We start from the raw sequence: 23,220 nt of genomic DNA, 5'->3' as shown, positions 1-23,220 counted from the left end.
ACCCCATAGGCTTCTTTTCTAACAAGAAGTCGCAGGCGTTATATCAAACTGCCCACTGAAGCGGGTGTGAATACTAACCAAAGGTGCCAAACCACGCAAGGGCAATTTGCAGCCACCGGCGCGTTTGCGGAAAAAAACACCAATAAAATTCGCAGGCTGTGATTTTAGGGGGCAACTGCCGCCCCCGAACTCATCAACGGCCCATTAACCAGCAGACTTCACCGCATCGGCGATGCGATGTGCCAGCGCAGTCACCTGCTGCTCATCCTCACCTTCCACCATCACACGGATCAGCGGTTCGGTACCGGACTTGCGCAGCAGAACGCGGCCGCGACCGGCCAATTCCACTTCAACCTGCTCGGTGATTTTACGCACCTCTTCGGATTCCAGCGGGTTATGCTCGCCGGCAAAGCGCACGTTGACCAGAATTTGCGGCAACAATTTCATGCCGCTGCACAGGTCGTGCAGACTCATACTGTTACGAACAATCGCAGTCAGCACCTGCAGACCGGCAACGATGCCGTCACCCGTGGTGGTCTTGTCCAACAGGATCACGTGGCCGGAGTTTTCCGCACCGATACGCCATCCCAGCTCCTGCAGCTTCTCCAGCACGTAGCGGTCGCCGACTTTCGCACGTGCAAATGGGATGCCCAACTGCTTGAGCGCCAATTCCAGACCCATGTTGCTCATCAGCGTGCCGACCGCGCCACCGCGCAACTGGCCCTGACGCAGCCCTTCACGAGCGATGATATACAGGATTTGGTCGCCATCGACCTTGTTGCCAAGGTGATCAACCATCATCACACGGTCGCCGTCACCGTCAAATGCCAGGCCGACATGGGCTTTTTCCTTCAGTACACGTTCCTGAAGTTGGCGAACATCAGTCGCGCCGCACTTTTCATTGATATTCATGCCGTCCGGCTCAACGCCGATGGCAATCACCGTGGCGCCCAGCTCACGCAGTACGCTTGGCGCAATGTGATAGGTCGCACCGTTGGCGCAGTCCACCACGATTTTCAGGCCCTTCAGGCTCAATTCGCTCGGGAAGGTGCCTTTGCAGAATTCGATATAGCGGCCGGCCGCGTCGATGATCCGGCTGGCCTTGCCCAATTCGGAGGATTCCACGCAGGTCAGCGGTTTTTCCATTTCGGCTTCAATGGCTTCTTCAACATCGTCCGGCAGCTTGGCCCCATCAATCGAGAAAAACTTGATGCCGTTGTCGTAAAACGGGTTATGTGATGCCGAAATAACAATACCGGCTTCAGCACGGAAGGTACGCGTTAAATACGCCACCGCTGGCGTCGGCATTGGGCCGGTAAACGAGGCTGACAGCCCCGCAGCGGCAAGCCCGGCTTCCAACGCCGACTCCAGCATATAGCCGGAGATGCGGGTATCTTTGCCGATAATAATTTTGCGAGATCCGTGACGTGCCAGTACCTTACCCGCCGCCCAGCCCAGCTTCAGAACGAATTCCGGGGTAATAGGAGTATCGCCGACCTTGCCACGAATGCCGTCGGTACCAAAATATTTACGCTCACTCATGTCTCTATCATCCCTTAGCTGAAAGTGTTGCCTCGACGACACGCATCGCCTCGACGGTTTCTTTAACGTCATGCACTCTGACAATTTGTGCGCCCTGCATGGCGGCGATCACCGCACAGGCCACGCTGCCGATGACCCGCTGATCGGGGGGCACGTTCAGCAGTTGTCCAATCATCGACTTACGCGACATCCCCACCAACAACGGCAGGCCGAAGTGATGAAACTCTGACAATCTGGCCAGAAGCTGATAATTGTGCGCTAAATTCTTACCGAAACCGAATCCTGGGTCGAGCAGCAATTTCTGATTTGTAATCCCGGCGGCATTACAGCGTTCAATATGTCGCTGGAAAAAGGCGTTAACATCACCAATAAGGTCATCATAGTGCGGCGCCTGCTGCATGGTGCGCGGTTCACCCTGCATATGCATCAGACACACCGGTAGCCCGCTTTCCGCGGCGGCAGCCAGCGCGCCCGGCTCCTGTAGCGAGCGAACGTCGTTGATCAGATGCGCCCCCGCCTGAGCCGACTCGCGGATCACCCCGGCTTTCGAGGTATCCACCGAGATAAAGACTTCAAAACGCCGGGCAATGGCTTCCACCACGGGCACTACGCGTGCGATCTCTTCGTCTTCACTAACCTCTGCCGCTCCCGGTCTGGTCGACTCGCCCCCCACATCAATCATGGTCGCACCGGCCGAAATCAGTGCATGAGCATGCAACAACGCCTGATTTAGCTGGTTGTGTTGGCCGCCGTCAGAAAAAGAATCCGGGGTTACGTTGAGGATCCCCATCACCCGCGGATGGGAAAGATCGAAAGTCGTGTCTCGCACGGTTAACTGCATTACTAATCCACCTTACTGTTGCCTGGTTCACTGCCCGCCGGACAATAAAAAACCCCGGCATGCCGGGGTTCGATGTTATTACACAGCCAAAGTTACTTGTCTAGCTGTTCAGACATGGTATTGCCTGGGTTTGGCGTGCGTGGCTCATCTACCGGCGTTGGGGCTTTTGGTGTGCCGCCATTGTCGGAGTTGCTGCCTTTGCTCGCATCGTCCCAACCCGCTGGCGGACGCACGTCTTTGCGGTTCATCAGATCGTCGATCTGAGGCGCATCGATGGTTTCATACTTCATCAGTGCATCCTTCATTGAATGCAGGATGTCCATGTTTTCCATCAACAACGCACGCGCACGGATGTAGTTGCGTTCGATCAGGGATTTAACTTCCTGGTCGATGATGCGCGCGGTTTCGTCCGACATGTGTTTCGCCTTGGCCACGGAACGGCCCAGGAACACTTCGCCCTCTTCTTCCGCATACAGCAATGGCCCCAGCTTCTCGGAGAAGCCCCATTGGGTCACCATGTTGCGGGCAATCGAGGTCGCCACTTTAATGTCGTTCGACGCACCGGTAGAGACTTTCTCTGGCCCGTAGATGATCTCTTCAGCCAGACGACCACCGTACAGAGTAGAGATTTGACTCTCCAGTTTCTGACGGCTGGCGCTGATAGCATCGCCTTCCGGCAGGAAGAAGGTAACCCCCAACGCGCGGCCACGAGGAATAATGGTTACCTTGTGTACCGGATCGTGCTCAGGAACCAGACGGCCGATAATGGCGTGGCCTGCTTCGTGATACGCGGTCGACTCTTTCTGCGCTTCGGTCATCACCATGGAGCGACGTTCCGCACCCATCATGATCTTGTCTTTGGCTTTTTCGAACTCAACCATCGACACAACGCGTTTGTTGCCACGGGCAGCAAACAGTGCCGCTTCGTTGACCAGGTTAGCCAAGTCAGCCCCGGAGAAGCCCGGTGTACCACGTGCCAGTACTGAAGCATCAACATCCGGCGCCAAAGGCACCCGACGGGAGTGCACTTTCAGGATCTGCTCACGACCACGTACGTCTGGCAGACCAACAACAACCTGACGGTCGAAACGGCCTGGACGCAGCAATGCCGGGTCAAGTACGTCAGGACGGTTGGTCGCAGCGATGACGATAATGCCTTCGTTGCCTTCAAAGCCGTCCATTTCAACCAGCATCTGGTTCAGCGTTTGCTCACGTTCATCGTGACCGCCACCCAGACCGGCGCCACGCTGGCGACCGACGGCGTCGATTTCATCGATAAAGATGATGCACGGTGCCGCTTTCTTGGCCTGTTCGAACATGTCACGCACACGAGATGCACCAACACCCACGAACATTTCCACGAAGTCGGAACCGGAAATGGTGAAGAACGGCACTTTTGCCTCGCCGGCGATAGCTTTCGCCAACAGCGTTTTACCGGTCCCTGGAGGGCCAACCATCAGCACGCCTTTAGGGATCTTACCGCCCAACTTCTGGAAACGGCTCGGCTCACGCAGGTATTCCACCAGTTCGCTCACTTCTTCTTTTGCTTCGTCGCAACCAGCAACGTCGGCAAAAGTGGTTTTGATCTGGTCTTCCGTCAACATGCGGGCCTTGCTCTTGCCGAAGGACATCGCGCCCTTGCCGCCGCCGCCCTGCATCTGCCGCATGAAGAAGATCCAAACCCCGATCAGCAACAGCATTGGGAACCACGAAATAAAGATAGAAGCCAGCAAACTCGGCTCTTCAGGTGGCTCACCAACAACTTTCACATTCTTGGTTAACAACGTATCCAGCAATTTCGGATCGTTGACAGGGATGTAGGTCGTGTATTTGTTACTGTCTTTCTTGGTAACGTTAATTTCACGTCCGTTGATTCGCGCTTCGCGAACCTGGTCCTGGGTCAGCTCGGACATGAAGGTAGAGTAATCCACCCTACGGCCATTCGACTCGCTGGGCCCAAAGCTCTGGAATACAGACATCAACACTACCGCGATGACTAACCAGAGAATTAGGTTTTTCGCCATGTCACTCAAGGGATTAACCTCATATTACAACTGTGTTAACAAACAGCGTTAGGGTACTACAGCTTGCGCCCTGTCGCTACAATGTACACTTCGCGCGAACGTGCGCGGGAAGCGTCTGGCTTACGAATCTTAACCTTCGTAAACAGGGAGCGAATTTCCCGTAGGTACTCGTCAAAACCATCTCCCTGGAACACCTTCACCAGGAAACTTCCGCCTGGTGCGAGGACATCACGACACATTCCCAGTGCTAATTCCACCAGGTACATCGATCTTGGAATATCGACGGCCGGAGTGCCACTCATATTCGGGGCCATGTCAGACATAACCACCTGAACCTTGCTTTCACCTACACGTTCCAACAGAGCCTTGAGCACCAGTTCATCACGAAAATCGCCCTGAAGGAAATCGACGCCAACGATTGGATCCATTGGCAAAATATCACAGGCGATGATGCGGCCGGAACCGCCGATCTGGGTCACGACATATTGCGACCAACCACCCGGTGCCGCACCTAAGTCCACTACGGTCATGCCGGGTTTAAACAGTTTGTCACTCTGCTGTATTTCATCAAGTTTAAACCAGGCGCGCGAACGCAGCCCTTTTTTCTGCGCCTGTTGAACATATTTATCGCTAAAGTGTTCTTGTAACCAGCGACTGGAGCTAGCAGAACGCTTTTTATTAGCCATCTCGTTTTCCAACTATCATAAAAAGAGTCTTAATGTCAGGTTCGCAGCTCACGTAGACTCACACCGGTGAAGACCGATTTGGTGATATACATGAGATGGCGGTAGAATGTACCGTTTTCAATCCCAACTTAAGCAAAAAAGACAATGAATCTGAATAATAAACAAAAACAGCACCTGAAAGGCCTGGCGCATCCGTTAAAACCGGTTGTCATGCTGGGTAATAACGGTCTCACCGAAGGGGTGCTGGCTGAAATTGAACAGGCTCTGGAGCATCATGAGCTGATCAAGGTAAAAATCGCTGCTGAAGATCGCGAAACCAAAACCCTGATCGCCGACGCTATCGTGCGTGAAACGGGTGCCTGCAACGTGCAAGTCATCGGCAGTACGCTTATTCTTTACCGCCCTTCTAAAGAGCGCAAGATCAGTCTACCGCGTTAATAAGCATTGGGTTAACGAAAAGGTGCCATGCACCTGATTCAGATAAAAGGCCGCGTGCGGCCTTTTTCCTTTCTTTACAAAACCCTGGCGATTTTCTGAACGAATGCAGAGCGATCAGAGATAATCAACCTTCAAGATCTCATAATCGACATCGCCACCCGGGGTTTTTATCACTACCACGTCATCCACTTCTTTACCGATCAAACCACGCGCCATCGGTGAATTGACCGAAATCAGATTTTTCTTGAAATCGGCCTCATCGTCGCCAACGATGCGGTAGGTCACTTCTTCTTCGCTATCGAGGTTCATCACCGATACGGTGGAGCCAAAAATCACGCGGCCATTGTTGGGCATCTTGGTGATATCGATCACCTGCGCGTTGGACAACTTGGCTTCAATTTCCTGGATACGCCCTTCGCAGAAACCCTGCTGCTCACGAGCGGCGTGGTACTCTGCGTTTTCTTTCAAATCGCCGTGTTCACGGGCGTCAGCGATATCCGCAATGATTTTCGGACGGCGCACGCCTTTTAAATATTCGAGTTCTTCGCGCAGTTTTTCAGCGCCAAACAAGGTCATCGGAATCTGTTTCATAAGCTAAATACCTCTAAATCCTTCCTGTTCAAATAACCGTCATCCTGACGTGTTCGAATGAAAAAACGGTGGCTACATGCCCCCCGCCTCCAGGCGACAAACAAAAGAAGCCTGACTCGGAACAGTTGCCCAAGTCAGGATCGATTTTGCATTTTGATACGCATTTTAGCTTAGAGTTCCTTGAGGGTCATCGTTTACTTTTTCCCTGAATGCACCGTAGTATGACGGCACGTTATCCAGCTGTTATCCCGAGATTATGCGTTTTTCACGAATTGTCAGTGCATTGGCTTGCGCATTTGTTCTAAATGCGAATGCAGCCCCGGTTGAAGATTACACACAATATTTGCCTGATGGGGCCAACCTTGCCCTGGTAGTTCAGAAGATCGGCGCAGACGCACCGACCATCGATTATCACTCTCAGCAAATGGCGTTGCCGGCCAGTACCCAGAAAGTGCTGACCGCGCTGGCTGCATTATTGCAGCTCGGCCCCGACTATCGCTTCACCACCACGCTGGAAAGCCAGGGTGATATCAGTGATGGCGTGCTGCGCGGCAACCTGATTGCCCGCTTCAGCGGCGATCCGACCTTTAAGCGCCAAAGCCTGCGTAACATGGTGGCGATCCTGAAAAAGCAGGGTGTCCGCCAGATCACCGGCGATGTGCTGGTCGATACTTCGGTATTCGCCAGCCATGACAAAGCCCCCGGCTGGCCGTGGAACGACCTGACCCAGTGCTTCAGCGCACCGCCGGCAGCGGCGATAGTCGATCGCAACTGTTTCTCTGTGTCGTTGTACAGCGCGCCGAATCCGGGCGATATGGCCTTTATTCGCGTGGCCTCGTATTACCCGGTCAATATGTTCAGCCAGGTACGTACGCTGGCGAAAGGCTCCGCAGATGCCCAATATTGTGAGCTGGACGTGGTGCCGGGCGAGTTGAATCGCTTTACCCTGACCGGCTGTCTGACCCAACGCAGCGATCCGCTGCCGCTGGCCTTCGCCATTCAGGATGGTGCCAGCTATGCCGGGGCTATTTTGAAAGATGAGCTGACGCAGGCCGGCATTCAGATCGACGGCCACCTGAAGCGTCAAACCCAACCTGGCCTGAAGGGAACGGTGATCGCACAGGCTCAATCGGCACCTCTGCACGAGTTGCTGAAGATCATGCTGAAGAAATCGGACAACATGATTGCCGATACCGTATTCCGCACTATCGGCCATGAACGTTTTGGCGTGCCGGGCACCTGGCGTGCCGGTGCCGATGCCGTGCGTCAGGTACTTCGTCAGAAAGCCGGTGTCGATTTGGGCAACAGCATCGTGGTGGACGGCTCAGGCCTGTCACGCCATAACCTGCTGGCCCCGGCAACCATGATGCAGGCGTTGCAGTACATCGCGCAGCATGACAGTGAGCTGAACTTTATTTCAATGCTGCCGCTGTCTGGCTATGACGGCACCTTACGTTACCGTGGCGGCCTGCATGAAGCCGGTGTCGACGGGAAGGTTTCCGCTAAAACCGGGGCATTGCAAGGCGTGTACAACCTGGCCGGGTTTATCACCACCGCCAGCGGCCAGCGTTTTGCATTCGTACAGTATCTGTCGGGCTATGCCGTGCCGCCGGAAGATCAAAAACAGCGCCGTGCTCCACTGGTGCGTTTCGAAAGCCGTCTGTACCGGGATATTTATCAGAATAACTGAGGGTTACGATGAAACTGCTGATTGTTGAGGACGATGAGCTGCTGCAGCAAGGCCTGGCCCTGGCATTAGCTGGCGAGGGCTATGCCTGCGACTGCGCGGCTACGGCGGCGGAGGCCAACGCGCTGCTCCTCACCAGTCAGTACAGCATGATTATCCTCGATCTGGGCCTGCCTGACATGGACGGTGCCAGCCTGCTTCGGCAGTGGCGCCGCCAGCAAGTCGAGCTGCCGGTGCTGATCCTGACCGCTCGCGATGCGCTTGAAGACCGTGTTGATGGGCTGGACGCCGGCGCCGACGATTATCTGGTGAAACCCTTCGCGTTGGTTGAACTGCAGGCGCGCGTGCGGGCGCTGATCCGTCGCTATCAGGGTCACAGTGACAACCTCATGCAGCTCGATGACCTCCAACTCAATCTCTCCAGTCAGCAGGTTTATGTTCAGCAACAGCCGGTGGAAGTCACCCCGAAAGAGTTCGCCATCCTGTCACGTCTGATGATGCGCGCCGGGCAAACGGTCAATCGTGAACTGCTGCAGCAGGATCTCTATACCTGGCAGGACGATTTGGGCTCCAACACGCTGGAAGTACATATCCATAATCTGCGCCGCAAATTGGGTAAAGATCGCATCCGCACCGTTCGCGGTATCGGCTATCGTCTGGAATCCTCATCATGATCAGCATGCGCCGTCGTCTGTTGTTGATGCTGGCGCTGATCCTTTTGGTCACCCAGCTTATCAGTGCCTTTTGGTTGTGGCATGAAAGCCAGGAGCAAATCAGCTTCCTGGTGGATGAAACCCTGTCGGCCAAGGTTCGCACCGAGCGTGTCGATACGGAAATCGCCGAAGCAATAGCCTCACTGCTCGCCCCTTCACTGATCATGATGGTCGTGACTTTGCTCGCCTCATTTTGGGCTATCAGCTGGATTATCCGCCCGCTCAATCAGTTGCAACAACGGCTGGAAAAGCGTTCTGCCGATAACCTGACGCCGCTGCCGCTCAACAGCGACAGCCTCGAAATAATGTCGGTCACCACTACGCTCAACCAATTGTTCTCGCGGCTGGATAACACCATCCAGCAGGAACGGCTGTTTACTGCCGACGCCGCCCATGAGCTACGCACGCCTCTGGCGGGCATCCGCCTGCATCTGGAGTTAATGGAAAAACAGGGAGTCCCGCAAAGTGGGCCACTGATTAAGCGCATTGACCAACTGATGCACACCGTCGAACAATTGCTGATGCTTGCACGCGCCGGGCAAGATTTTGCCAGTGGCCATTATCAACGCTTCGATTGGGTGAGCGATGTGATCCAACCGCTGCGGGAAGAACTCGAGGAGTTGGCCACACAACGCGGGCAAAGTTTGCAATGGCAGCTTCCGACCACCGCCCCGGTACATGGTGACCCGGTACTGTTACGTCTGCTGCTGCGTAACCTGGTGGAGAATGCCCATCGTTATAGCCCTGAGGGTAGCAGGATCCAGGTACAACTTTCTGCGCAGGAACGCGGTTACCGGCTACAGGTGATCGATGAAGGTCCGGGCGTCAAAGAGAAAATAGCGGGTGAACTCACGCAGGCCTTCCGCCGCATGGATCAACGCTATGGCGGCAGTGGGTTGGGATTGAATATCGTAACTCGTATTGTGCAGCTGCATCAGGGGCGTTTAACGTTGCAAAACCGTCAGGATACCAGCGGGCTCGATGCACGATGCTGGCTCCCGGAAAACGTCCTGAAATAAAAAAAGGGCCCAGTGTTAACTGAGCCCCTCTCTTCACAAGATTACTTCTGGTAAATGATTTCGACGCCTTCGTCGTCCTCTTCATCCCAGTCGTCATCCCAGTCGTCATCCGCTTCAGCTTCCACTTCAGCGATCTGTTCACGGTGATAATCATCCCACATGAACTCGACTTTCTCCGGCGCGCTTTCTTCGATGGCCATGGCTTTCGGTTGGGTATTGATAAACTTCATCACATCCCAGCACAGCGCATTGACGCCTTCACGATTGACGGCGGAGATCATGTAGTACTTACCTTCCCAGCCCATGCCCTCTGCAATCGCCTTGGCACGTTCGGCAGCTTCTTCTTCACCAATCACATCAATCTTGTTGAAAACCAGCCAGCGTGGCTTCTGCGACAGATTCTCGCTGTACTGATTCAACTCGTTGATGATGACTTTGGCGTTTTCTACCGGATCAGATTCATCGATCGGGGCGATATCCACCAGGTGCAACAGCACGCGGCAGCGCTCCAGATGCTTCAGGAAGCGAATACCCAGGCCAGCGCCGTCGGAAGCACCTTCGATCAACCCCGGAATATCGGCAACCACGAAGCTTTGCTCGTGATCCATACGTACCACACCCAGGCTTGGCACCAGAGTGGTAAACGGATAGTCGGCAACTTTTGGCTTTGCGGCAGAGACTGCACGGATAAAGGTCGACTTGCCGGCGTTCGGCAGGCCCAGCATACCCACATCCGCCAGCAGCAAAAGCTCCAGCAGGATGTCACGAGCTTCACCGGCTGTGCCCAGCGTTTTCTGGCGCGGAGCACGGTTAACGGATGATTTAAAACGGGTGTTGCCCAAACCGTGCCAACCGCCCTTCGCCACCATCAGACGCTGCTCGTGACGGGTCATGTCGCCGAGGATTTCGCCGGTGCCCTGATCCTGCACGCGAGTACCGACCGGAACCTTGATGGTAATATCTTTGCCACGCTTACCGGTACAGTCACGGCTCTGACCATTCTGGCCACGTTCGGCGCGGAAAGATTTCTCAAAGCGGTAGTCGATCAGCGTGTTGAGGTTTTCGTCCGCCAACAGATAGACGTCGCCGCCATCGCCGCCGTCACCACCATCAGGCCCGCCGTTCGGGATATATTTTTCGCGACGGAAGCTGACGCAACCATTACCACCGTCACCTGCAACGACCAAGATCGCTGCTTCATCTACAAACTTCATTTACCGTCTCCGTAAATCATTCACCGGGCTGCTTCAAAGGAGCAACCAGGCGGGGTTCTGCCCGTCGCGGCCACCAACGGTGACCAATTGCGGAAAACATGGCGCCCGCTACCACTACGAAAGCACCGACATAGCCGACGACATTTAAGGTCGGGGCGGCGAATACGTGTGGCCAGGCCAGCGCCAATAAATCTGAAAAAAGCAGGGTAAACAGCGGTGTCAGCGTAACTAACGCACTCACCTGTGCCGCCTGCCAGCGCGCCATTGCTTCAGCCAGCGCACCATAACCAATCAACGTGTTGGCACCACAGAACAGCAAACAGGCTAATTGCCAGCCGCTGAGCTGGAAAATCCCCTCCGGCCTGGCCAGAGGAAATAACGCCACTGCACATAAAGTGTACAACATTACCAGAATTTGCGGCGAGGCTAATCGACGCAGCAACACTTTCTGCGCAACGCCATAAGTGACCCAGACCATTGCCGCACACACACCCAGCAGCACCCCAAGGGTGTAATCTGTCAGGCGGGTGAAAATCTCAATCAGGCTGACGTTGAAAAACAACAGCAACCCGCAGATCAGCATCAGCGCGCCAATCACCTGAGTGATGCGCATCCGCTCTTTTAAAATCAGCACGCTGGCAAACATCATGCCGACCGGCGATAACTGGCCGATCACCTGTGATGCTGTCGGGCTGAGATACTGCAGCGAAGAGCTGAAGAAAATAAAATTCCCCAGCAGGCCTGCGGTGGCGATGGCCAGAATCAACAACCAGCGCGGTTGACGGAACAGGGTCACCGGCGGCAACTTGCCGCGCACGGCCAAAATAAGCCCCAACCCAAGTGCAGCCATGGTAAATCGATACCAAACGATGGTAAACGGATCCATCACTACCAGCACTTCTTTCATCGCAATCGGCAATGCACCCCAGCAAACTGCCGTAGTCACCGCCAGAGAAATGCCAATTCCGACCTGCTGTTTTGTTTCCATCTTACCTTTGCCAGCGCTGACGGGCCGATGCATAAGCAGCCCATAAATGTAAAAAGCCCCGCAACGAATTGCGGGGCTTACATCTATTTAGTAAGGCTCGAAAAATTATTCAGCTTCGATGCTGATAAATTTACGATTGCTCGGGCCTTTAACTTCGAATTTGACTTTACCGTCTTTCAAAGCAAACAGAGTGTGGTCTTTGCCGCAACCCACGTTGGTACCAGCGTGGAATTTAGTGCCGCGCTGACGAACGATGATGCTGCCTGCCAGTACTGCTTCGCCGCCAAAGCGTTTTACGCCCAGACGTTTAGCTTCTGAATCGCGACCGTTACGAGTCGAGCCGCCAGCCTTTTTGTGTGCCATTAATCTGCTCCCCTAACTTAAGCGCTGATGCCGGTGATTTTAACGTCAGTGAACCACTGACGGTGGCCCTGCTGCTTACGATGGTGCTTACGACGACGAAACTTAACGATCTTAATTTTCTCGCCACGACCGTGAGCAACGACTTCAGCTTTGATCTTACCGCCATCGACGTAAGGAACGCCGATTTTGATATCTTCGCCATTAGCGATCATCAGAATCTGGTCAAACTCAACTGCTTCACCAGTTGCGATGTCCAGCTTTTCCAAGCGAATGGTTTGACCTTCGCTTACTCGGTGTTGTTTACCACCACTTTGGAAAACCGCGTACATATAAAACTCCGCTTTCCGCGTGCCCAACTGTTCAGTACAGAGCGCGCTATAAATATTCACAATAGGGCGCGAATTCTACGCAATAATCCAGCGTATGACAAGAGCAGAATAAGACCAGAAGCAGAAAAAAGAAGAAAAAAAGCACAGTTTCTTTCATGGCGTTTATCTGGGCCGTTTTTCAAGTACAATCAGAGGGACAGTTACCGCCATGTACCGATGTGAGCAGCGATCTCAACGCGGTGAAGAGAAACACAGCTGAAAAAAATACAATGAACCTAGAGCAAATTACCGAGTTAACCGCGCAAGATATGGCGGCCGTGAACGCAACAATTCTCGAACAGCTGAATTCCGATGTCACGCTCATCAATCAGCTTGGCTATTACATTATCAGTGGTGGCGGTAAACGCATCCGCCCGATGATCGCCGTTCTGGCGGCGCGGGCTTTGCATTATCAGGGTGATAAACACATTACCGTTGCCGCGCTGATCGAATTCATTCACACCGCAACTCTACTGCATGATGACGTGGTGGATGAATCAGATATGCGCCGCGGCAAGGCCACCGCCAATGCCGCCTTCGGCAATGCCGCCAGCGTCCTGGTCGGCGACTTCATCTATACGCGTGCTTTCCAGATGATGACCAGTCTGGAATCGCTGCGCGTATTGGCACTGATGTCTGAGGCGGTCAACGTGATTGCCGAAGGTGAAGTTCTGCAGTTAATGAACGTCAACGATCCTGACATTACCGAAGAAAGCTACATGCGGGTGATCTACAGCAAAACCGCACGTCTGTTTGAAGCGGCGGCGCAATCTTCGGCGATCCTGTCAGACGCAAGCGTTGCTGAAGAAAAAGCGCTGCAGGATTACGGTCGCTATCTCGGCACCGCTTTCCAGTTGATCGACGATCTGCTCGATTACAGTGCCGACGGCAGTACACTGGGCAAAAATACCGGTGACGATCTCAATGAAGGGAAGCCGACATTGCCGCTACTGCACGCCATGCATAACAGCGAAGGCGAGCAGAAAGCCATGATCCGCGGGGCGATTGAACAGGGTAACGGCCGTCATTTGCTGGAACCGGTGTTGCAAGCCATGCAGCAATGCGGCTCACTGGAGTATACCCGCCAACGGGCTGAGGAAGAGGCTGACAAGGCCATTGCCGCCTTGCAGGTTCTACCCGAATCGCCACATCGCTCCGCGCTGGAAGGATTAGCGCATCTTGCGGTCCAACGCGATTTTTAAGAAACTATAAGAATATTATTGTTTCCACAGACCCGCACTGCGGGTCTGATCATTTATCTGCTGAAATACGTGCCAGCAAGCTACCGATCCCTTCTCGTACCAAGAACGCCAATACCTTCTCACGTTCGCACTCTGTCAGGTGATAGTAGTACTCAATCCACACGACTAGCGGATCTTTGCGTTCAACCTGATAGCTGGCAGGCTCTTCTTTCAAAACCAGCAAATTGCGCGTTCCCGCAGGCAGGCTGTCAATATGGTATTCCAGCGCTTTCCCCTGCACGCCCTTGCGCCGACGGCTGTTCCAGCCTTCCCGACGTGCCATCAAATTTATTCCCTGTGGTGAGGAAGGTAATCCTGCCACGCCTGTCAGTTCCTTGGCGGCAAACCACTCTTTTTTCATAGCCATGTTCTCTGGGCAAAGTCGGCAAATATCTTTTTTTGGGAAATTTATGGGATATTTTTTAAGAAATTTAGTGGTATCCTAGTTTCCGTATAAGCGCTTCATGTTGTTCAAACGATTAATCTTGACCTGTTAGTTATACCACTAACAGAACTTTCGCTAATCAAAAAAGGAATGCAAACATGAACTCAAGGAACAAGGACTGGCATCCGGCGGATATCATTGCGGCTCTACGTAAGAAGGGGACAACACTGGCGGCGGTTTCGCGCAAGGCGGGGCTTAGCTCATCAACACTGGCAAACGCGCTGTCGCGCCCCTGGCCAAAAGGGGAATGGTTAATTGCTGAAGCCCTTAACATCCATCCTGCAGAGATTTGGCCAAGCCGCTATTTCGACCCACATACCCATCACCTGCTGGATCGAAAAGCCCGCATCCGCACATAGCTACAGGCATAAAAAAACCGCCGGTACGCTGTCCGGCGGCCTATGCATACTCATGCACCACTGAATGATCAGTTATTGATAAACTTTTCGCCCAGTTCGATATCTTTGTGCAGAACATCCAGCATATCGTCCAGCGCTTTCTGCTCGAATGCGCTCAGAGTACCGATATCCTTGCGTTCTTCAACGCCGTTCTTACCCAGCACCAGAGGCTGTGCGAAGAAGCGGGCATATTTGCCATCGCCTTCCACGTAAGCACACTCCACCACGCCTTTTTCGCCCTGCAGCGCACGAACCAGAGACAAGCCGAAACGCGCCGCCGCCTGGCCCATTGACAGAGTTGCAGACCCGCCGCCGGCTTTAGCTTCAACCACTTCAGTACCCGCATTCTGGATACGCTTGGTCAGATCGGCAACTTCCTGGTCAGTGAAGCTTACGCCCGGGATCTGTGACAACAACGGCAAGATAGTCACGCCAGAGTGCCCACCGATAACCGGTACGTTCAACTCTTCCGGCTGCTTGCCTTTCAGCTCTGCCACGAAGGTGTTGGAACGGATAATGTCCAGCGAGGTCACGCCAAACAGTTTGTTTTTGTCATACACGCCGGCTTTCTTCAGCACTTCTGCTGCGATAGCCACGGTGGTGTTAACCGGGTTGGTAATAATGCCGATGCAGGCTTTCGGGCAGGTTGTTGCCACTTGCTGGATCAGATTACGCACAATGCCCGCGTTCACGTTAAACAGATCTGAACGATCCATGCCTGGTTTACGTGCAACGCCGGCAGAGATCAGTACCACGTCTGCACCGTGCAGAGCTGGAGTAGCGTCTTCGCCACTGAAGCCTTTGATTTTAACTGCGGTTGGGATGTGGCTTAAGTCGACGGCAACGCCTGGGGTAACGGGGGCAATGTCGTAGAGAGAGAGTTCAGAACCTGAAGGAAGCTGGGTTTTGAGTAGAAGGGCGAGGGCCTGGCCGATACCGCCAGCAGCACCGAGAACTGCAACTTTCATCCTATACTCCTTTATTATCTTAAATATATAAAGCGCCGTGAATATGTTGGGTACGGACCTTAAATTATTACACCTTTAAAAACAATCTCTTAACAGTCTGTTTGAGAACTGGCGCAATAAATCGACCGATGTCGCGCTTATCTTAGATTAAATCGCTTATGCATTAAGGGCATAGCGCACACTAATCAAAAATACTGCGAGGTTATTCACGAGCAAGTTAACCGGCGGTTACATTACACCCTTACATAACATCAGAACAACATCATTTTAATAACATTTTCTTTACCACCACGGACGGATCCTTCGGTCATGGAAAGGGCATATTCATGGGATACGGATTTTGTTAAAATGCCGCCCTTTCCCCATTGTCCGGCCATTATTATTTTTTCCGGACGCCATTTTATTGCATAAAAATTCATTTATATGCATAATAATCACTTCTACTGTCAACATTCCACGGTGCAAAATGCGTAATCCCGCAAAGCAGGAAGATCTGATCAAAGCGTTTAAAGCGTTATTGAAAGAAGAAAAATTCAGTTCTCAAGGCGAGATCGTTTTGGCGCTGCAAGAAGAAGGCTTCGAAAACATCAACCAATCCAAAGTATCGCGCATGCTGACCAAGTTCGGCGCGGTGCGTACGCGTAATGCCAAAATGGAAATGGTGTATTGCCTTCCAGCCGAACTCGGCGTGCCTACCACTACCAGCCCGCTGAAGAACCTGGTGCTGGACGTCGATCATAACGACGCCGTAGTGGTGATCCACACCAGCCCCGGCGCCGCGCAGTTAATTGCCCGCCTGCTGGACTCGCTGGGTAAATCAGAGGGTATTCTCGGCACCATCGCCGGTGACGACACTATTTTCGTAACCCCGGCCAGCAGCTTTACCGCTCGTCAGTTATACGAAGCCATCCTGTCGCTGTTCGAACAAGAGTTATGATGTAGTGCGCTAACAAAATGCGGCTAACCGTCGCGTTTTGTTAGCGCTTCTTTAACCCTATCCTTACCTTTCCCTCATTCCTTGCCACGTTTAAAACCAGATTCCTGTCGCGCTGCAGCACATTTCAATGACATTGGTACGTAACTAGTGATAGCTGCTGTGATCTTCCGCACTTTTGGTCAAAAGCACTTACCTTATTGAAATTACATAAATTTAACATTGAAAGATCGTTTTATAAGCGTTTTTTATTCCATATGGTTATTAAAAATAAGCAACACCATAATAAAGTTTCACAAGAAACTGTTAGCTAACTATTAATTTTTCGCGTTACTAGATGTATACTCATTTCCGTGACGTAAATCACAGTTCACAGGAACTGATAAAAGAATACGATAAGGTGAGAAAATGAAAATTAAAGCTACCATCGCAACCATGAGCGTTCTATCCATGCTTTCTTTCGGCGCATTTGCAGCACAATCTGTTGATGCAAATCAGGCTGCAAATATGCAGTCTGCAGGCACTATCACCGTCAGCGGTGTTGCCGGTGCACCTTCAGACATCCGTCAGGCACTGTCTGAAAAAGCCGATGCCAAAGGGGCAACCGCTTACCGTGTGATCGAAGCGCGCAACGAAGGCAACTTCCACGCGACCGCAGAAATTTACAAATAAGTACAAGGCGTTACCCGGCAACGGGCAATAAAACTCTGGAACCCAGTACCCCGATAACGGCCTTCAAGTATAAAAACGCTGAAAAAGCCCTTCCAGGCGGTTATCACAACAGGACTTAATATCATGAGCATGAAAACTACCCTCGTCGCACTTAGCCTGCTGTCAGTTGTTTCCTTCGGGGCTTCTGCCGCTACGTTAATCACAAATGACCAGGCAACCAATCTTCAGTCTGTCGGTACCATTACCGCCAGCGGCATTACCGGCGCACCTTCCGATATTCGTCAGGCGCTGTCTGACAAGGCCGACAAACAAGGTGCTAAAGCCTACCGCGTGATCGAAGCCTACGAAAACGGCAACTGGCACGCGACCGCCGAAATCTATAAATAACAATTCAGAGGACAGGCTTACCGAACTGATTACCCTCGTCACTGCCACTGCCGAGTTCTGTCGTAAGCTTTGATTCTCTGAAGAAATTCGTCGTCCTATCCGACGAACCCCGTTGCCCTCGCTCGCGAGGGCTTTTTTATGGGCGTAAAAAAGGGCCGTTATCGGCCCTTAGACGCTGGCAAAGCCCGTTATTAGGGAGAGCGTGCCGATGGGGTCGTAGCGGCTTGTCCGCCGACCAATTTTCCGGGAGCAAATTGGAACGACTTCCAGTCGGCCCGCAGGGTGGGACACATGGATGTGTCCCATAATGGCCCCTCGGTGCGCTAGGCCCGAGTATCTCGGGTTCAAAGACAACTTTGTCATCAAAATCAATAGGTGGCTTTCGGATCGGGTTTGTTGGCCAAAGCCTCCAGCAGCCGATCGTGAATACCCCCAAAGCCGCCGTTACTCATCACCAGAATATGGTCGCCCGGCTGAGCCGTTTTCACGATCATATCCACCAGCGTATCCAGATCGGCGCTCCAGTGGGCCGGCTGTACGCAGGCTTCCGCCACTTCCGCCACCTGCCAGGGGATATGGTGCGGCTGGAACAGGAAGACTTCATCGGCACGACCCAGCGACGGGGCCAGATCGTTCTTGCTGATGCCCATTTTCATGGTGTTGGAGCGCGGCTCAAGCACCGCCAGAATGCGGGCAGTGCCACCCACCTTGCTACGCAACGCAGCCAGGGTCGCCAGAATTGCCGTTGGATGATGGGCAAAGTCGTCATATACCGTGACGCCATTGGCTTCACCACGCAGCTCCAGACGACGGCGGGCATTGATAAAATCGCCGAGCGCGCGGCAGGCATCTTCAGGCAACACACCCACATGGCGCGTGGCGGCAATGGCCATCAAACCGTTATGCATGTTGTGTTCACCGACCAGCGACCACTTAACTTCGCCCACCTGCTCACCATTAAGGAAAACCGCATAATGGCTGGCGTCCGGCGTCAGTTTCTGTGCACGCCATGCGCCTTCTTCCCCAACCAGCTCCTGCTCGCTCCAGCAGCCCATCGCCATCACCTGTTTCAGGTGGCTGTCGTTATCAGGCAAAATAATTTTGCCCTTGCCTGGCACCAAACGCACCAGATGGTGGAACTGTTTCTGGATCGCTTTCAGATCGTCGAAGATATCGGCGTGATCAAACTCCAGATTGTTCAGGATCAGCGTACGCGGGCTGTAATGCACAAACTTGGAACGCTTGTCGAAGAACGCGCAGTCATATTCATCGGCTTCGATGACAAAGAACGGGCTGCCCCCCAGGCGAGCAGAAACGTCAAAGTTGCCCGGCACGCCACCGATAACAAAGCCCGGCTGGTAGCCGCAGGCTTCCAGGATCCAGGTTGCCATGCCGGCGGTGGTGGTCTTGCCGTGTGTCCCGGCAACGGCCAGTACCCAGCGATCGCGCAGCACATAATCATGCAGCCACTGCGGGCCGGAAACGTAAGGGATGCCCTGCTCCAGTACTGCTTCAACACACGGATTACCGCGCGTCATGGCGTTACCGATGATCACCAGATCCGGTGCAGGATCCAACTGAGCCGGATCGTAGCCCTGGATCAGTGCGATCCCTTCTTTCTCCAACAGCGTGCTCATCGGCGGATAGACATTAGCGTCAGAGCCGGTCACCTCATGCCCTAGCGAACGAGCCAGCACCGCCAGCCCGCCCATAAAGGTGCCACAGATCCCAAGAATGTGAATGCGCATAGTTTTCTCATAGAGTACGTCGAATGTTGGCACATTCTAACGCTCAGAATCGTCCAGAAGAAATGGATTTGCCTATGAATAGCGTTCATCTTTGGGCTACACTGCTCGCGAATACGTTGGCGGTTTGTTAACAAACCGCTACCCATCCGTAGATTCAGGGATTGTGTCATGAAAACGTTAGGCGAATTTATCGTCGAGAAACAGCACGACTTCTCTCACGCCACCGGCGAGCTGACAGCGTTACTTTCTGCAATTAAACTGGGCGCCAAAATCATCCACCGCGATATCAACAAAGCGGGTCTGGTTGATATTCTCGGCACCAGCGGCGTTTCCAATGTACAGGGTGAAGTTCAGATGAAACTGGACCTGTACGCTAACGAAAAGCTGAAAGCAGCATTGAAAGCGCGCGGTGAAGTTGCGGGTATCGCTTCTGAAGAAGAAGATGAAATCGTGATATTCGACGGCGAGCGGGCTGAAAATGCCAAGTACGTGGTGCTGATGGATCCGTTGGACGGTTCGTCCAACATCGATGTCAACGTCTCGGTCGGTACGATTTTCTCTATCTATCGTCGCATTACCCCGGTCGGCATTCCCGTGACCGAAGAAGACTTCCTGCAGCCTGGCAGCGCTCAGGTCGCCGCCGGCTATGTGGTTTATGGTTCATCCACCATGCTGGTGTACACCACCGGTTATGGCGTGCATGCCTTTACCTACGATCCTTCTCTGGGCGTGTTCTGCCTCTCCCATGAGAAAGTTCGCTTCCCGGCTACCGGCAATATGTATTCCATCAACGAAGGTAACTACATCAAGTTCCCGCGCGGTGTGAAGAAATACATCAAATATTGTCAGGAACAGGATGAAGCCACTCAGCGCCCTTATACCTCACGCTACATCGGTTCGCTGGTTGCCGACTTCCACCGCAACCTGCTTAAAGGCGGCATCTATATTTATCCAAGCACCGCCAGCCACCCGCAAGGCAAGCTGCGCCTGCTGTATGAATGCAACCCGATGGCGTTCCTGGCGGAACAGGCCGGCGGTAAAGCCAGCGACGGTAAAAACCGTATTCTGGACATTACCCCGGTGAAACTGCACCAGCGTGCACCGTTCTTCGTCGGCACCAAATCCATGGTGGAAGACGCCGAGCGCTTTATCGCCGAGAACCCGGACGAATAACTGGTTCTATGTGGGGGGCGCCTGTCGCCCCCCTGCATTATAGTTTGAACGCCGCCATACTCTGGGCCAACAACTGGGCCTGATCCTCCAGCGAGCGCGTTGCTGCCGCCGACTCCTCGACCAATGCCGCATTTTGCTGCGCCACCTGATCCATCTGCGCCACCGCCAGATTGACCTGTTCAATACCGCTGCTTTGCTCACGCGTTGCCGCAGAAATTTCCCGCATCAACGCCGTCACACGCCCTACCTCACCGGTTATACCATTCATGGTTTTCGCCGCAGACTCGGCCATCTGCTCGCCTTCCTGTACCCGATTTTGCGAAGCTTCGATCAACCCTTTGATCTCCTTGGCCGATTGTGCGCTGCGCTGAGCCAGGCTGCGTACTTCACCCGCCACCACGGCAAAGCCGCGCCCTTGCTCACCCGCGCGTGCCGCTTCTACCGCCGCATTCAGCGCCAGAATATTGGTCTGGAAGGAAATACCGTCCATCACGCTGATAATATCGGCGATACGCCGCGAGCTATCGGTAATGGCCTGCATCTTGTCCATCACCTGGCTGACGACCTCACTGCCCTGATTGGCAATATCAGAGACGCTGAGCGCCAGCTGATTGGCCTGCTCGCAATTCTCGGCGTTCATTTTCACCGTCGAGGTCAGTTGCTCCATACTGGCAGCGGTTTCCTCCAGCGAAGCGGCCGACTCTTCGGTGCGCTGCGCCAGATGCAGGTTGCCGGCGGCCAGCTCGCGTGAGCCGGTGTCAATTTGGCTGCTGGCATCACGAACCTTGCTGACCGAACTGACCAGTGCCTGCTGCATCCGCTGCATCGCACGGATCAGACGACCCATTTCGGTTTCCCCTTCGCCGGTGATGTCGTGCGTCAGGTCGCCGCCGGCGATATGTTCCAACTGGGCGATGGACTCATCGAGTGGACGCAGAATGATCACCCGCAGCGCGAACCAGGCCAATACCGCCAGCAACACGCTGAGCAGGCCGGCGATCAGGATCAGGGTAATCTTGGTGCTGGCATTGCTTTCCGCTTCATTCACCCGCTGCTGGCCGATCTTCATGGCAAAGCTGCGGAAGTCGCTGAGGTCCTTTTCGAAAGCGATGCTCAGGGCAGAGATTTTGGTTTCCTGGATGTCGTAATAGTCATCAACCTTGCCGGCCTTGATGGCGTCGGCCATCGGTCTGACGCCCTGTTCCAGATAGGCGCGGTAACTGTTTTGCAAGCGACTGGACAGTTCACGCCCACGTTCGGTGACGGTGCCGACGCTGACAAAGCGCGCCATTTCCTGTTTCGACTGTGCAAGGTAATCATAGATGCGCCCCACAGTGGCGTCGGATACCTCGATCTGGCCGATTTCACGCTGGCGCACCGCCAAGGAGGCGGCCGTTCTGGCGCGTAGCGTCAGGTTGGAGCTACTAGCCAGCGACCCCAGTTCTTCCCCTAAAATCTGGTTGAGGGTGTGCAACGATCGCGACCCTTCGTTAATGGCGTTGACGCCGATGGTGCTGACCATAATCAACAGCAGCGTCATCAGGCTCAGCAAGGCAATCAGCCCGGCCTTGACCGTAATCTTTTTTAGCATGAGTTCTTCCCGGCTTCAGAAATAGTGAGTTCTAACGTAGAGGAGGTAAAACGCGGAGCCAGACTTCGCCGACTCATTATTATTTGATGAAGTTATCGGCAACCTCGGGGAAAACTTAACGTCGCTGGAGGATTAATCTGGAAATTCAGTGGATGACTGTCTGCCGGGGCTTGGGTGATGAAAAGGGCAGGAAATCGCAAAAGAGTCCGCTATAATAGCCGCCACTCCATTTCTGGTTTGATTAAAGGAAACCGACATGAGCTTGCTTAACGTCCCTGCTGGCAAAGACCTGCCAGAAGACATCTACGTAGTTATCGAAATCCCGGCCAATGCCGATCCGATCAAATATGAAATCGACAAGGACACCGGCGCGCTGTTTGTTGACCGTTTCATGTCCACCGCGATGTTCTATCCGTGCAACTACGGTTACATCAACCACACCCTGTCTCTGGACGGTGATCCGGTTGACGTGCTGGTACCAACGCCATACCCGCTGCAGCCTGGCTCAGTGATCCGCTGCCGTCCGGTGGGCGTACTGAAGATGACCGACGAAGCCGGTGAAGATGCGAAACTGGTTGCCGTTCCGCACAGCAAACTGAGCAAAGAGTACGATCACATCAAAGATGTGAACGACCTGCCGGAACTGCTGAAAGCACAGATCTCTCATTTCTTCGAGCACTACAAAGATCTGGAGAAGGGCAAATGGGTGAAAGTGGAAGGCTGGGCAGACGCTGCCGCTGCCAAAGCTGAAATCATTGCCTCTTTCGAACGTGCTGCCAAGAAGTAATTCCTGACCGCCGTCCGATAAAAAAACACCGCTCAGTGAGCGGTGTTTTTTTTTACTTTTCGTCGAGACGCTTCAGCCAGTCACCGCTGTTAATCCGCGGGTAACCGTCCACACTGTGTTTATACAGGTAGATCCACGCACTTCCATAAGGCGTCTGAATCAGCTCGCGCTTATAGTCCTTGGTGTTGCTTTTCAGTTCGTCCAGCTCAGCCAAAATCGATGAGTTGATGCGGTACACCTCACAATGTACCGTGCCCTCTCCAGGGATCGCCGCCGGGTAATGGCCCAGATTATAAATCTGATAGCCCTCGAGCTCATGCTCGCCTAACCATTGGGCGTTAGTCATCCAATGGCTGTTTCCCTGTTTGCGTCGTAAACTGCCGTAGACAATTATTCGCATCG

The 23,220-nt window shown here is 53.5% G+C and carries 26 protein-coding genes; 11 read left to right on the top strand and 15 right to left on the bottom strand.

Annotated features, from left to right (window positions below; translation table 11 throughout):
• Positions 1 to 204: 204 nt before the first annotated feature.
• The 4 genes from glmM to rlmE all read right to left on the bottom strand — a co-directional run bounded on the left by glmM (position 205) and on the right by rlmE (position 5,093).
• Positions 205 to 1,542, bottom strand: a complete 1,338-nt coding sequence (gene glmM, locus ACNT1W_RS04210; RefSeq protein WP_112364406.1) for a phosphoglucosamine mutase — start codon at positions 1,540 to 1,542, stop codon at positions 205 to 207.
• Positions 1,543 to 1,549: 7 nt separating this feature from the next.
• Positions 1,550 to 2,383: a dihydropteroate synthase gene (gene folP / locus ACNT1W_RS04205; protein ID WP_261132279.1), complete on the bottom strand. Its 834-nt coding sequence runs from the start codon at positions 2,381 to 2,383 to the stop codon at positions 1,550 to 1,552.
• Between the two features lie 92 nt (positions 2,384 to 2,475).
• Positions 2,476 to 4,407 (bottom strand): ATP-dependent zinc metalloprotease FtsH, encoded by a 1,932-nt coding sequence (gene ftsH / locus ACNT1W_RS04200; protein WP_012004941.1) that lies wholly within the window; start codon positions 4,405 to 4,407, stop codon positions 2,476 to 2,478.
• 56 nt (positions 4,408 to 4,463) lie between these two features.
• Positions 4,464 to 5,093: a 23S rRNA (uridine(2552)-2'-O)-methyltransferase RlmE gene (gene rlmE, locus ACNT1W_RS04195; protein ID WP_012004940.1), complete on the bottom strand. Its 630-nt coding sequence runs from the start codon at positions 5,091 to 5,093 to the stop codon at positions 4,464 to 4,466.
• Between the two features lie 144 nt (positions 5,094 to 5,237).
• Between rlmE and yhbY the strand changes: the two genes are divergently transcribed.
• Positions 5,238 to 5,531 (top strand): ribosome assembly RNA-binding protein YhbY, encoded by a 294-nt coding sequence (gene yhbY / locus ACNT1W_RS04190; RefSeq protein WP_004933536.1) that lies wholly within the window; start codon positions 5,238 to 5,240, stop codon positions 5,529 to 5,531.
• A 114-nt stretch (positions 5,532 to 5,645) separates the two neighbouring features.
• On the opposite strand, the gene greA is transcribed toward yhbY, so the two are convergent.
• Complete coding sequence (gene greA / locus ACNT1W_RS04185; protein ID WP_012004939.1) at positions 5,646 to 6,122, bottom strand: transcription elongation factor GreA; 477 nt, start codon at positions 6,120 to 6,122, stop codon at positions 5,646 to 5,648.
• A gap of 256 nt (positions 6,123 to 6,378) precedes the next feature.
• Between greA and dacB the strand changes: the two genes are divergently transcribed.
• Genes dacB through pmrB form a run of 3 tightly spaced genes read left to right on the top strand, consistent with a single transcriptional unit; the run spans position 6,379 to position 9,541 of the window.
• Complete coding sequence (gene dacB, locus ACNT1W_RS04180; protein ID WP_012004938.1) at positions 6,379 to 7,812, top strand: serine-type D-Ala-D-Ala carboxypeptidase; 1,434 nt, start codon at positions 6,379 to 6,381, stop codon at positions 7,810 to 7,812.
• Between the two features lie 8 nt (positions 7,813 to 7,820).
• Positions 7,821 to 8,483 (top strand): two-component system response regulator PmrA, encoded by a 663-nt coding sequence (gene pmrA, locus ACNT1W_RS04175; protein WP_012004937.1) that lies wholly within the window; start codon positions 7,821 to 7,823, stop codon positions 8,481 to 8,483.
• A complete protein-coding gene (gene pmrB, locus ACNT1W_RS04170; RefSeq protein WP_259191793.1) occupies positions 8,480 to 9,541 on the top strand; it encodes a two-component system sensor histidine kinase PmrB in 1,062 nt (353 codons plus the stop codon). Before pmrA ends, pmrB begins: the two co-directional genes overlap by 4 nt.
• A 41-nt stretch (positions 9,542 to 9,582) precedes the next feature.
• On the opposite strand, the gene cgtA is transcribed toward pmrB, so the two are convergent.
• The 4 genes from cgtA to rplU form a co-directional block, all read right to left on the bottom strand.
• Entirely contained in the window at positions 9,583 to 10,755 is a 1,173-nt protein-coding gene (gene cgtA / locus ACNT1W_RS04165; RefSeq protein WP_012004935.1) for an Obg family GTPase CgtA, read from the bottom strand.
• Between the two features lie 16 nt (positions 10,756 to 10,771).
• A complete protein-coding gene (locus ACNT1W_RS04160) occupies positions 10,772 to 11,743 on the bottom strand; it encodes a DMT family transporter (protein ID WP_017891378.1) in 972 nt (323 codons plus the stop codon).
• A gap of 105 nt (positions 11,744 to 11,848) precedes the next feature.
• The gene (gene rpmA / locus ACNT1W_RS04155; RefSeq protein WP_004933559.1) at positions 11,849 to 12,106 is read right to left on the bottom strand and encodes a 50S ribosomal protein L27; all 258 of its coding nucleotides are present in this window, start codon (positions 12,104 to 12,106) and stop codon (positions 11,849 to 11,851) included.
• Between the two features lie 17 nt (positions 12,107 to 12,123).
• Complete coding sequence (gene rplU / locus ACNT1W_RS04150; RefSeq protein WP_012004933.1) at positions 12,124 to 12,435, bottom strand: 50S ribosomal protein L21; 312 nt, start codon at positions 12,433 to 12,435, stop codon at positions 12,124 to 12,126.
• 269 nt (positions 12,436 to 12,704) lie between these two features.
• Between rplU and ispB the strand changes: the two genes are divergently transcribed.
• Positions 12,705 to 13,676, top strand: coding sequence for an octaprenyl diphosphate synthase (gene ispB, locus ACNT1W_RS04145; protein WP_012004932.1), 972 nt, complete (start codon positions 12,705 to 12,707; stop codon positions 13,674 to 13,676).
• A 49-nt stretch (positions 13,677 to 13,725) separates the two neighbouring features.
• Here ispB and ACNT1W_RS04140 read toward each other — a convergent pair whose 3' ends face one another.
• The gene (locus ACNT1W_RS04140) at positions 13,726 to 14,076 is read right to left on the bottom strand and encodes a DNA-binding protein (RefSeq protein ID WP_026142164.1); all 351 of its coding nucleotides are present in this window, start codon (positions 14,074 to 14,076) and stop codon (positions 13,726 to 13,728) included.
• 182 nt (positions 14,077 to 14,258) lie between these two features.
• Between ACNT1W_RS04140 and ACNT1W_RS04135 the strand changes: the two genes are divergently transcribed.
• A complete protein-coding gene (locus ACNT1W_RS04135; RefSeq protein ID WP_012004930.1) occupies positions 14,259 to 14,519 on the top strand; it encodes a helix-turn-helix domain-containing protein in 261 nt (86 codons plus the stop codon).
• 68 nt (positions 14,520 to 14,587) lie between these two features.
• Here the strand turns inward: ACNT1W_RS04135 and mdh are convergent, their stop codons facing one another.
• A complete protein-coding gene (gene mdh / locus ACNT1W_RS04130) occupies positions 14,588 to 15,526 on the bottom strand; it encodes a malate dehydrogenase (RefSeq protein ID WP_012004929.1) in 939 nt (312 codons plus the stop codon).
• A 251-nt stretch (positions 15,527 to 15,777) separates the two neighbouring features.
• The gene (locus ACNT1W_RS04125; protein WP_259191791.1) at positions 15,778 to 15,903 is read right to left on the bottom strand and encodes a hypothetical protein; all 126 of its coding nucleotides are present in this window, start codon (positions 15,901 to 15,903) and stop codon (positions 15,778 to 15,780) included.
• Positions 15,904 to 15,992: 89 nt separating this feature from the next.
• Between ACNT1W_RS04125 and argR the strand changes: the two genes are divergently transcribed.
• From argR to yhcN (ACNT1W_RS04110), 3 genes are all read left to right on the top strand, one after another.
• Positions 15,993 to 16,463, top strand: a complete 471-nt coding sequence (gene argR / locus ACNT1W_RS04120) for a transcriptional regulator ArgR (protein WP_004952803.1) — start codon at positions 15,993 to 15,995, stop codon at positions 16,461 to 16,463.
• A gap of 405 nt (positions 16,464 to 16,868) precedes the next feature.
• Positions 16,869 to 17,132 (top strand): peroxide/acid stress response protein YhcN, encoded by a 264-nt coding sequence (gene yhcN, locus ACNT1W_RS04115; protein WP_012004928.1) that lies wholly within the window; start codon positions 16,869 to 16,871, stop codon positions 17,130 to 17,132.
• A gap of 123 nt (positions 17,133 to 17,255) precedes the next feature.
• Positions 17,256 to 17,519: a peroxide/acid stress response protein YhcN gene (gene yhcN / locus ACNT1W_RS04110; RefSeq protein WP_012004927.1), complete on the top strand. Its 264-nt coding sequence runs from the start codon at positions 17,256 to 17,258 to the stop codon at positions 17,517 to 17,519.
• A gap of 368 nt (positions 17,520 to 17,887) precedes the next feature.
• Here yhcN (ACNT1W_RS04110) and mpl read toward each other — a convergent pair whose 3' ends face one another.
• Positions 17,888 to 19,267: a UDP-N-acetylmuramate:L-alanyl-gamma-D-glutamyl-meso-diaminopimelate ligase gene (gene mpl, locus ACNT1W_RS04105; RefSeq protein ID WP_012004926.1), complete on the bottom strand. Its 1,380-nt coding sequence runs from the start codon at positions 19,265 to 19,267 to the stop codon at positions 17,888 to 17,890.
• Between the two features lie 168 nt (positions 19,268 to 19,435).
• Between mpl and fbp the strand changes: the two genes are divergently transcribed.
• Positions 19,436 to 20,440: a class 1 fructose-bisphosphatase gene (gene fbp, locus ACNT1W_RS04100; protein ID WP_012004925.1), complete on the top strand. Its 1,005-nt coding sequence runs from the start codon at positions 19,436 to 19,438 to the stop codon at positions 20,438 to 20,440.
• A gap of 37 nt (positions 20,441 to 20,477) precedes the next feature.
• Here fbp and ACNT1W_RS04095 read toward each other — a convergent pair whose 3' ends face one another.
• The gene (locus ACNT1W_RS04095) at positions 20,478 to 22,031 is read right to left on the bottom strand and encodes a methyl-accepting chemotaxis protein (protein WP_012004924.1); all 1,554 of its coding nucleotides are present in this window, start codon (positions 22,029 to 22,031) and stop codon (positions 20,478 to 20,480) included.
• A gap of 256 nt (positions 22,032 to 22,287) precedes the next feature.
• Between ACNT1W_RS04095 and ppa the strand changes: the two genes are divergently transcribed.
• Positions 22,288 to 22,818: an inorganic diphosphatase gene (gene ppa / locus ACNT1W_RS04090; RefSeq protein WP_012004923.1), complete on the top strand. Its 531-nt coding sequence runs from the start codon at positions 22,288 to 22,290 to the stop codon at positions 22,816 to 22,818.
• A 52-nt stretch (positions 22,819 to 22,870) separates the two neighbouring features.
• Here ppa and ACNT1W_RS04085 read toward each other — a convergent pair whose 3' ends face one another.
• Complete coding sequence (locus tag ACNT1W_RS04085; protein ID WP_006317485.1) at positions 22,871 to 23,218, bottom strand: gamma-glutamylcyclotransferase family protein; 348 nt, start codon at positions 23,216 to 23,218, stop codon at positions 22,871 to 22,873.
• Positions 23,219 to 23,220 lie beyond the last annotated feature (2 nt).

This window comes from Serratia sp. NFX21 (genome assembly GCF_048517035.1).
GTDB classification, from domain to species: Bacteria; Pseudomonadota; Gammaproteobacteria; order Enterobacterales; family Enterobacteriaceae; genus Serratia; species Serratia quinivorans.
This window is presented reverse-complemented; position numbering and strand designations above follow the sequence as displayed.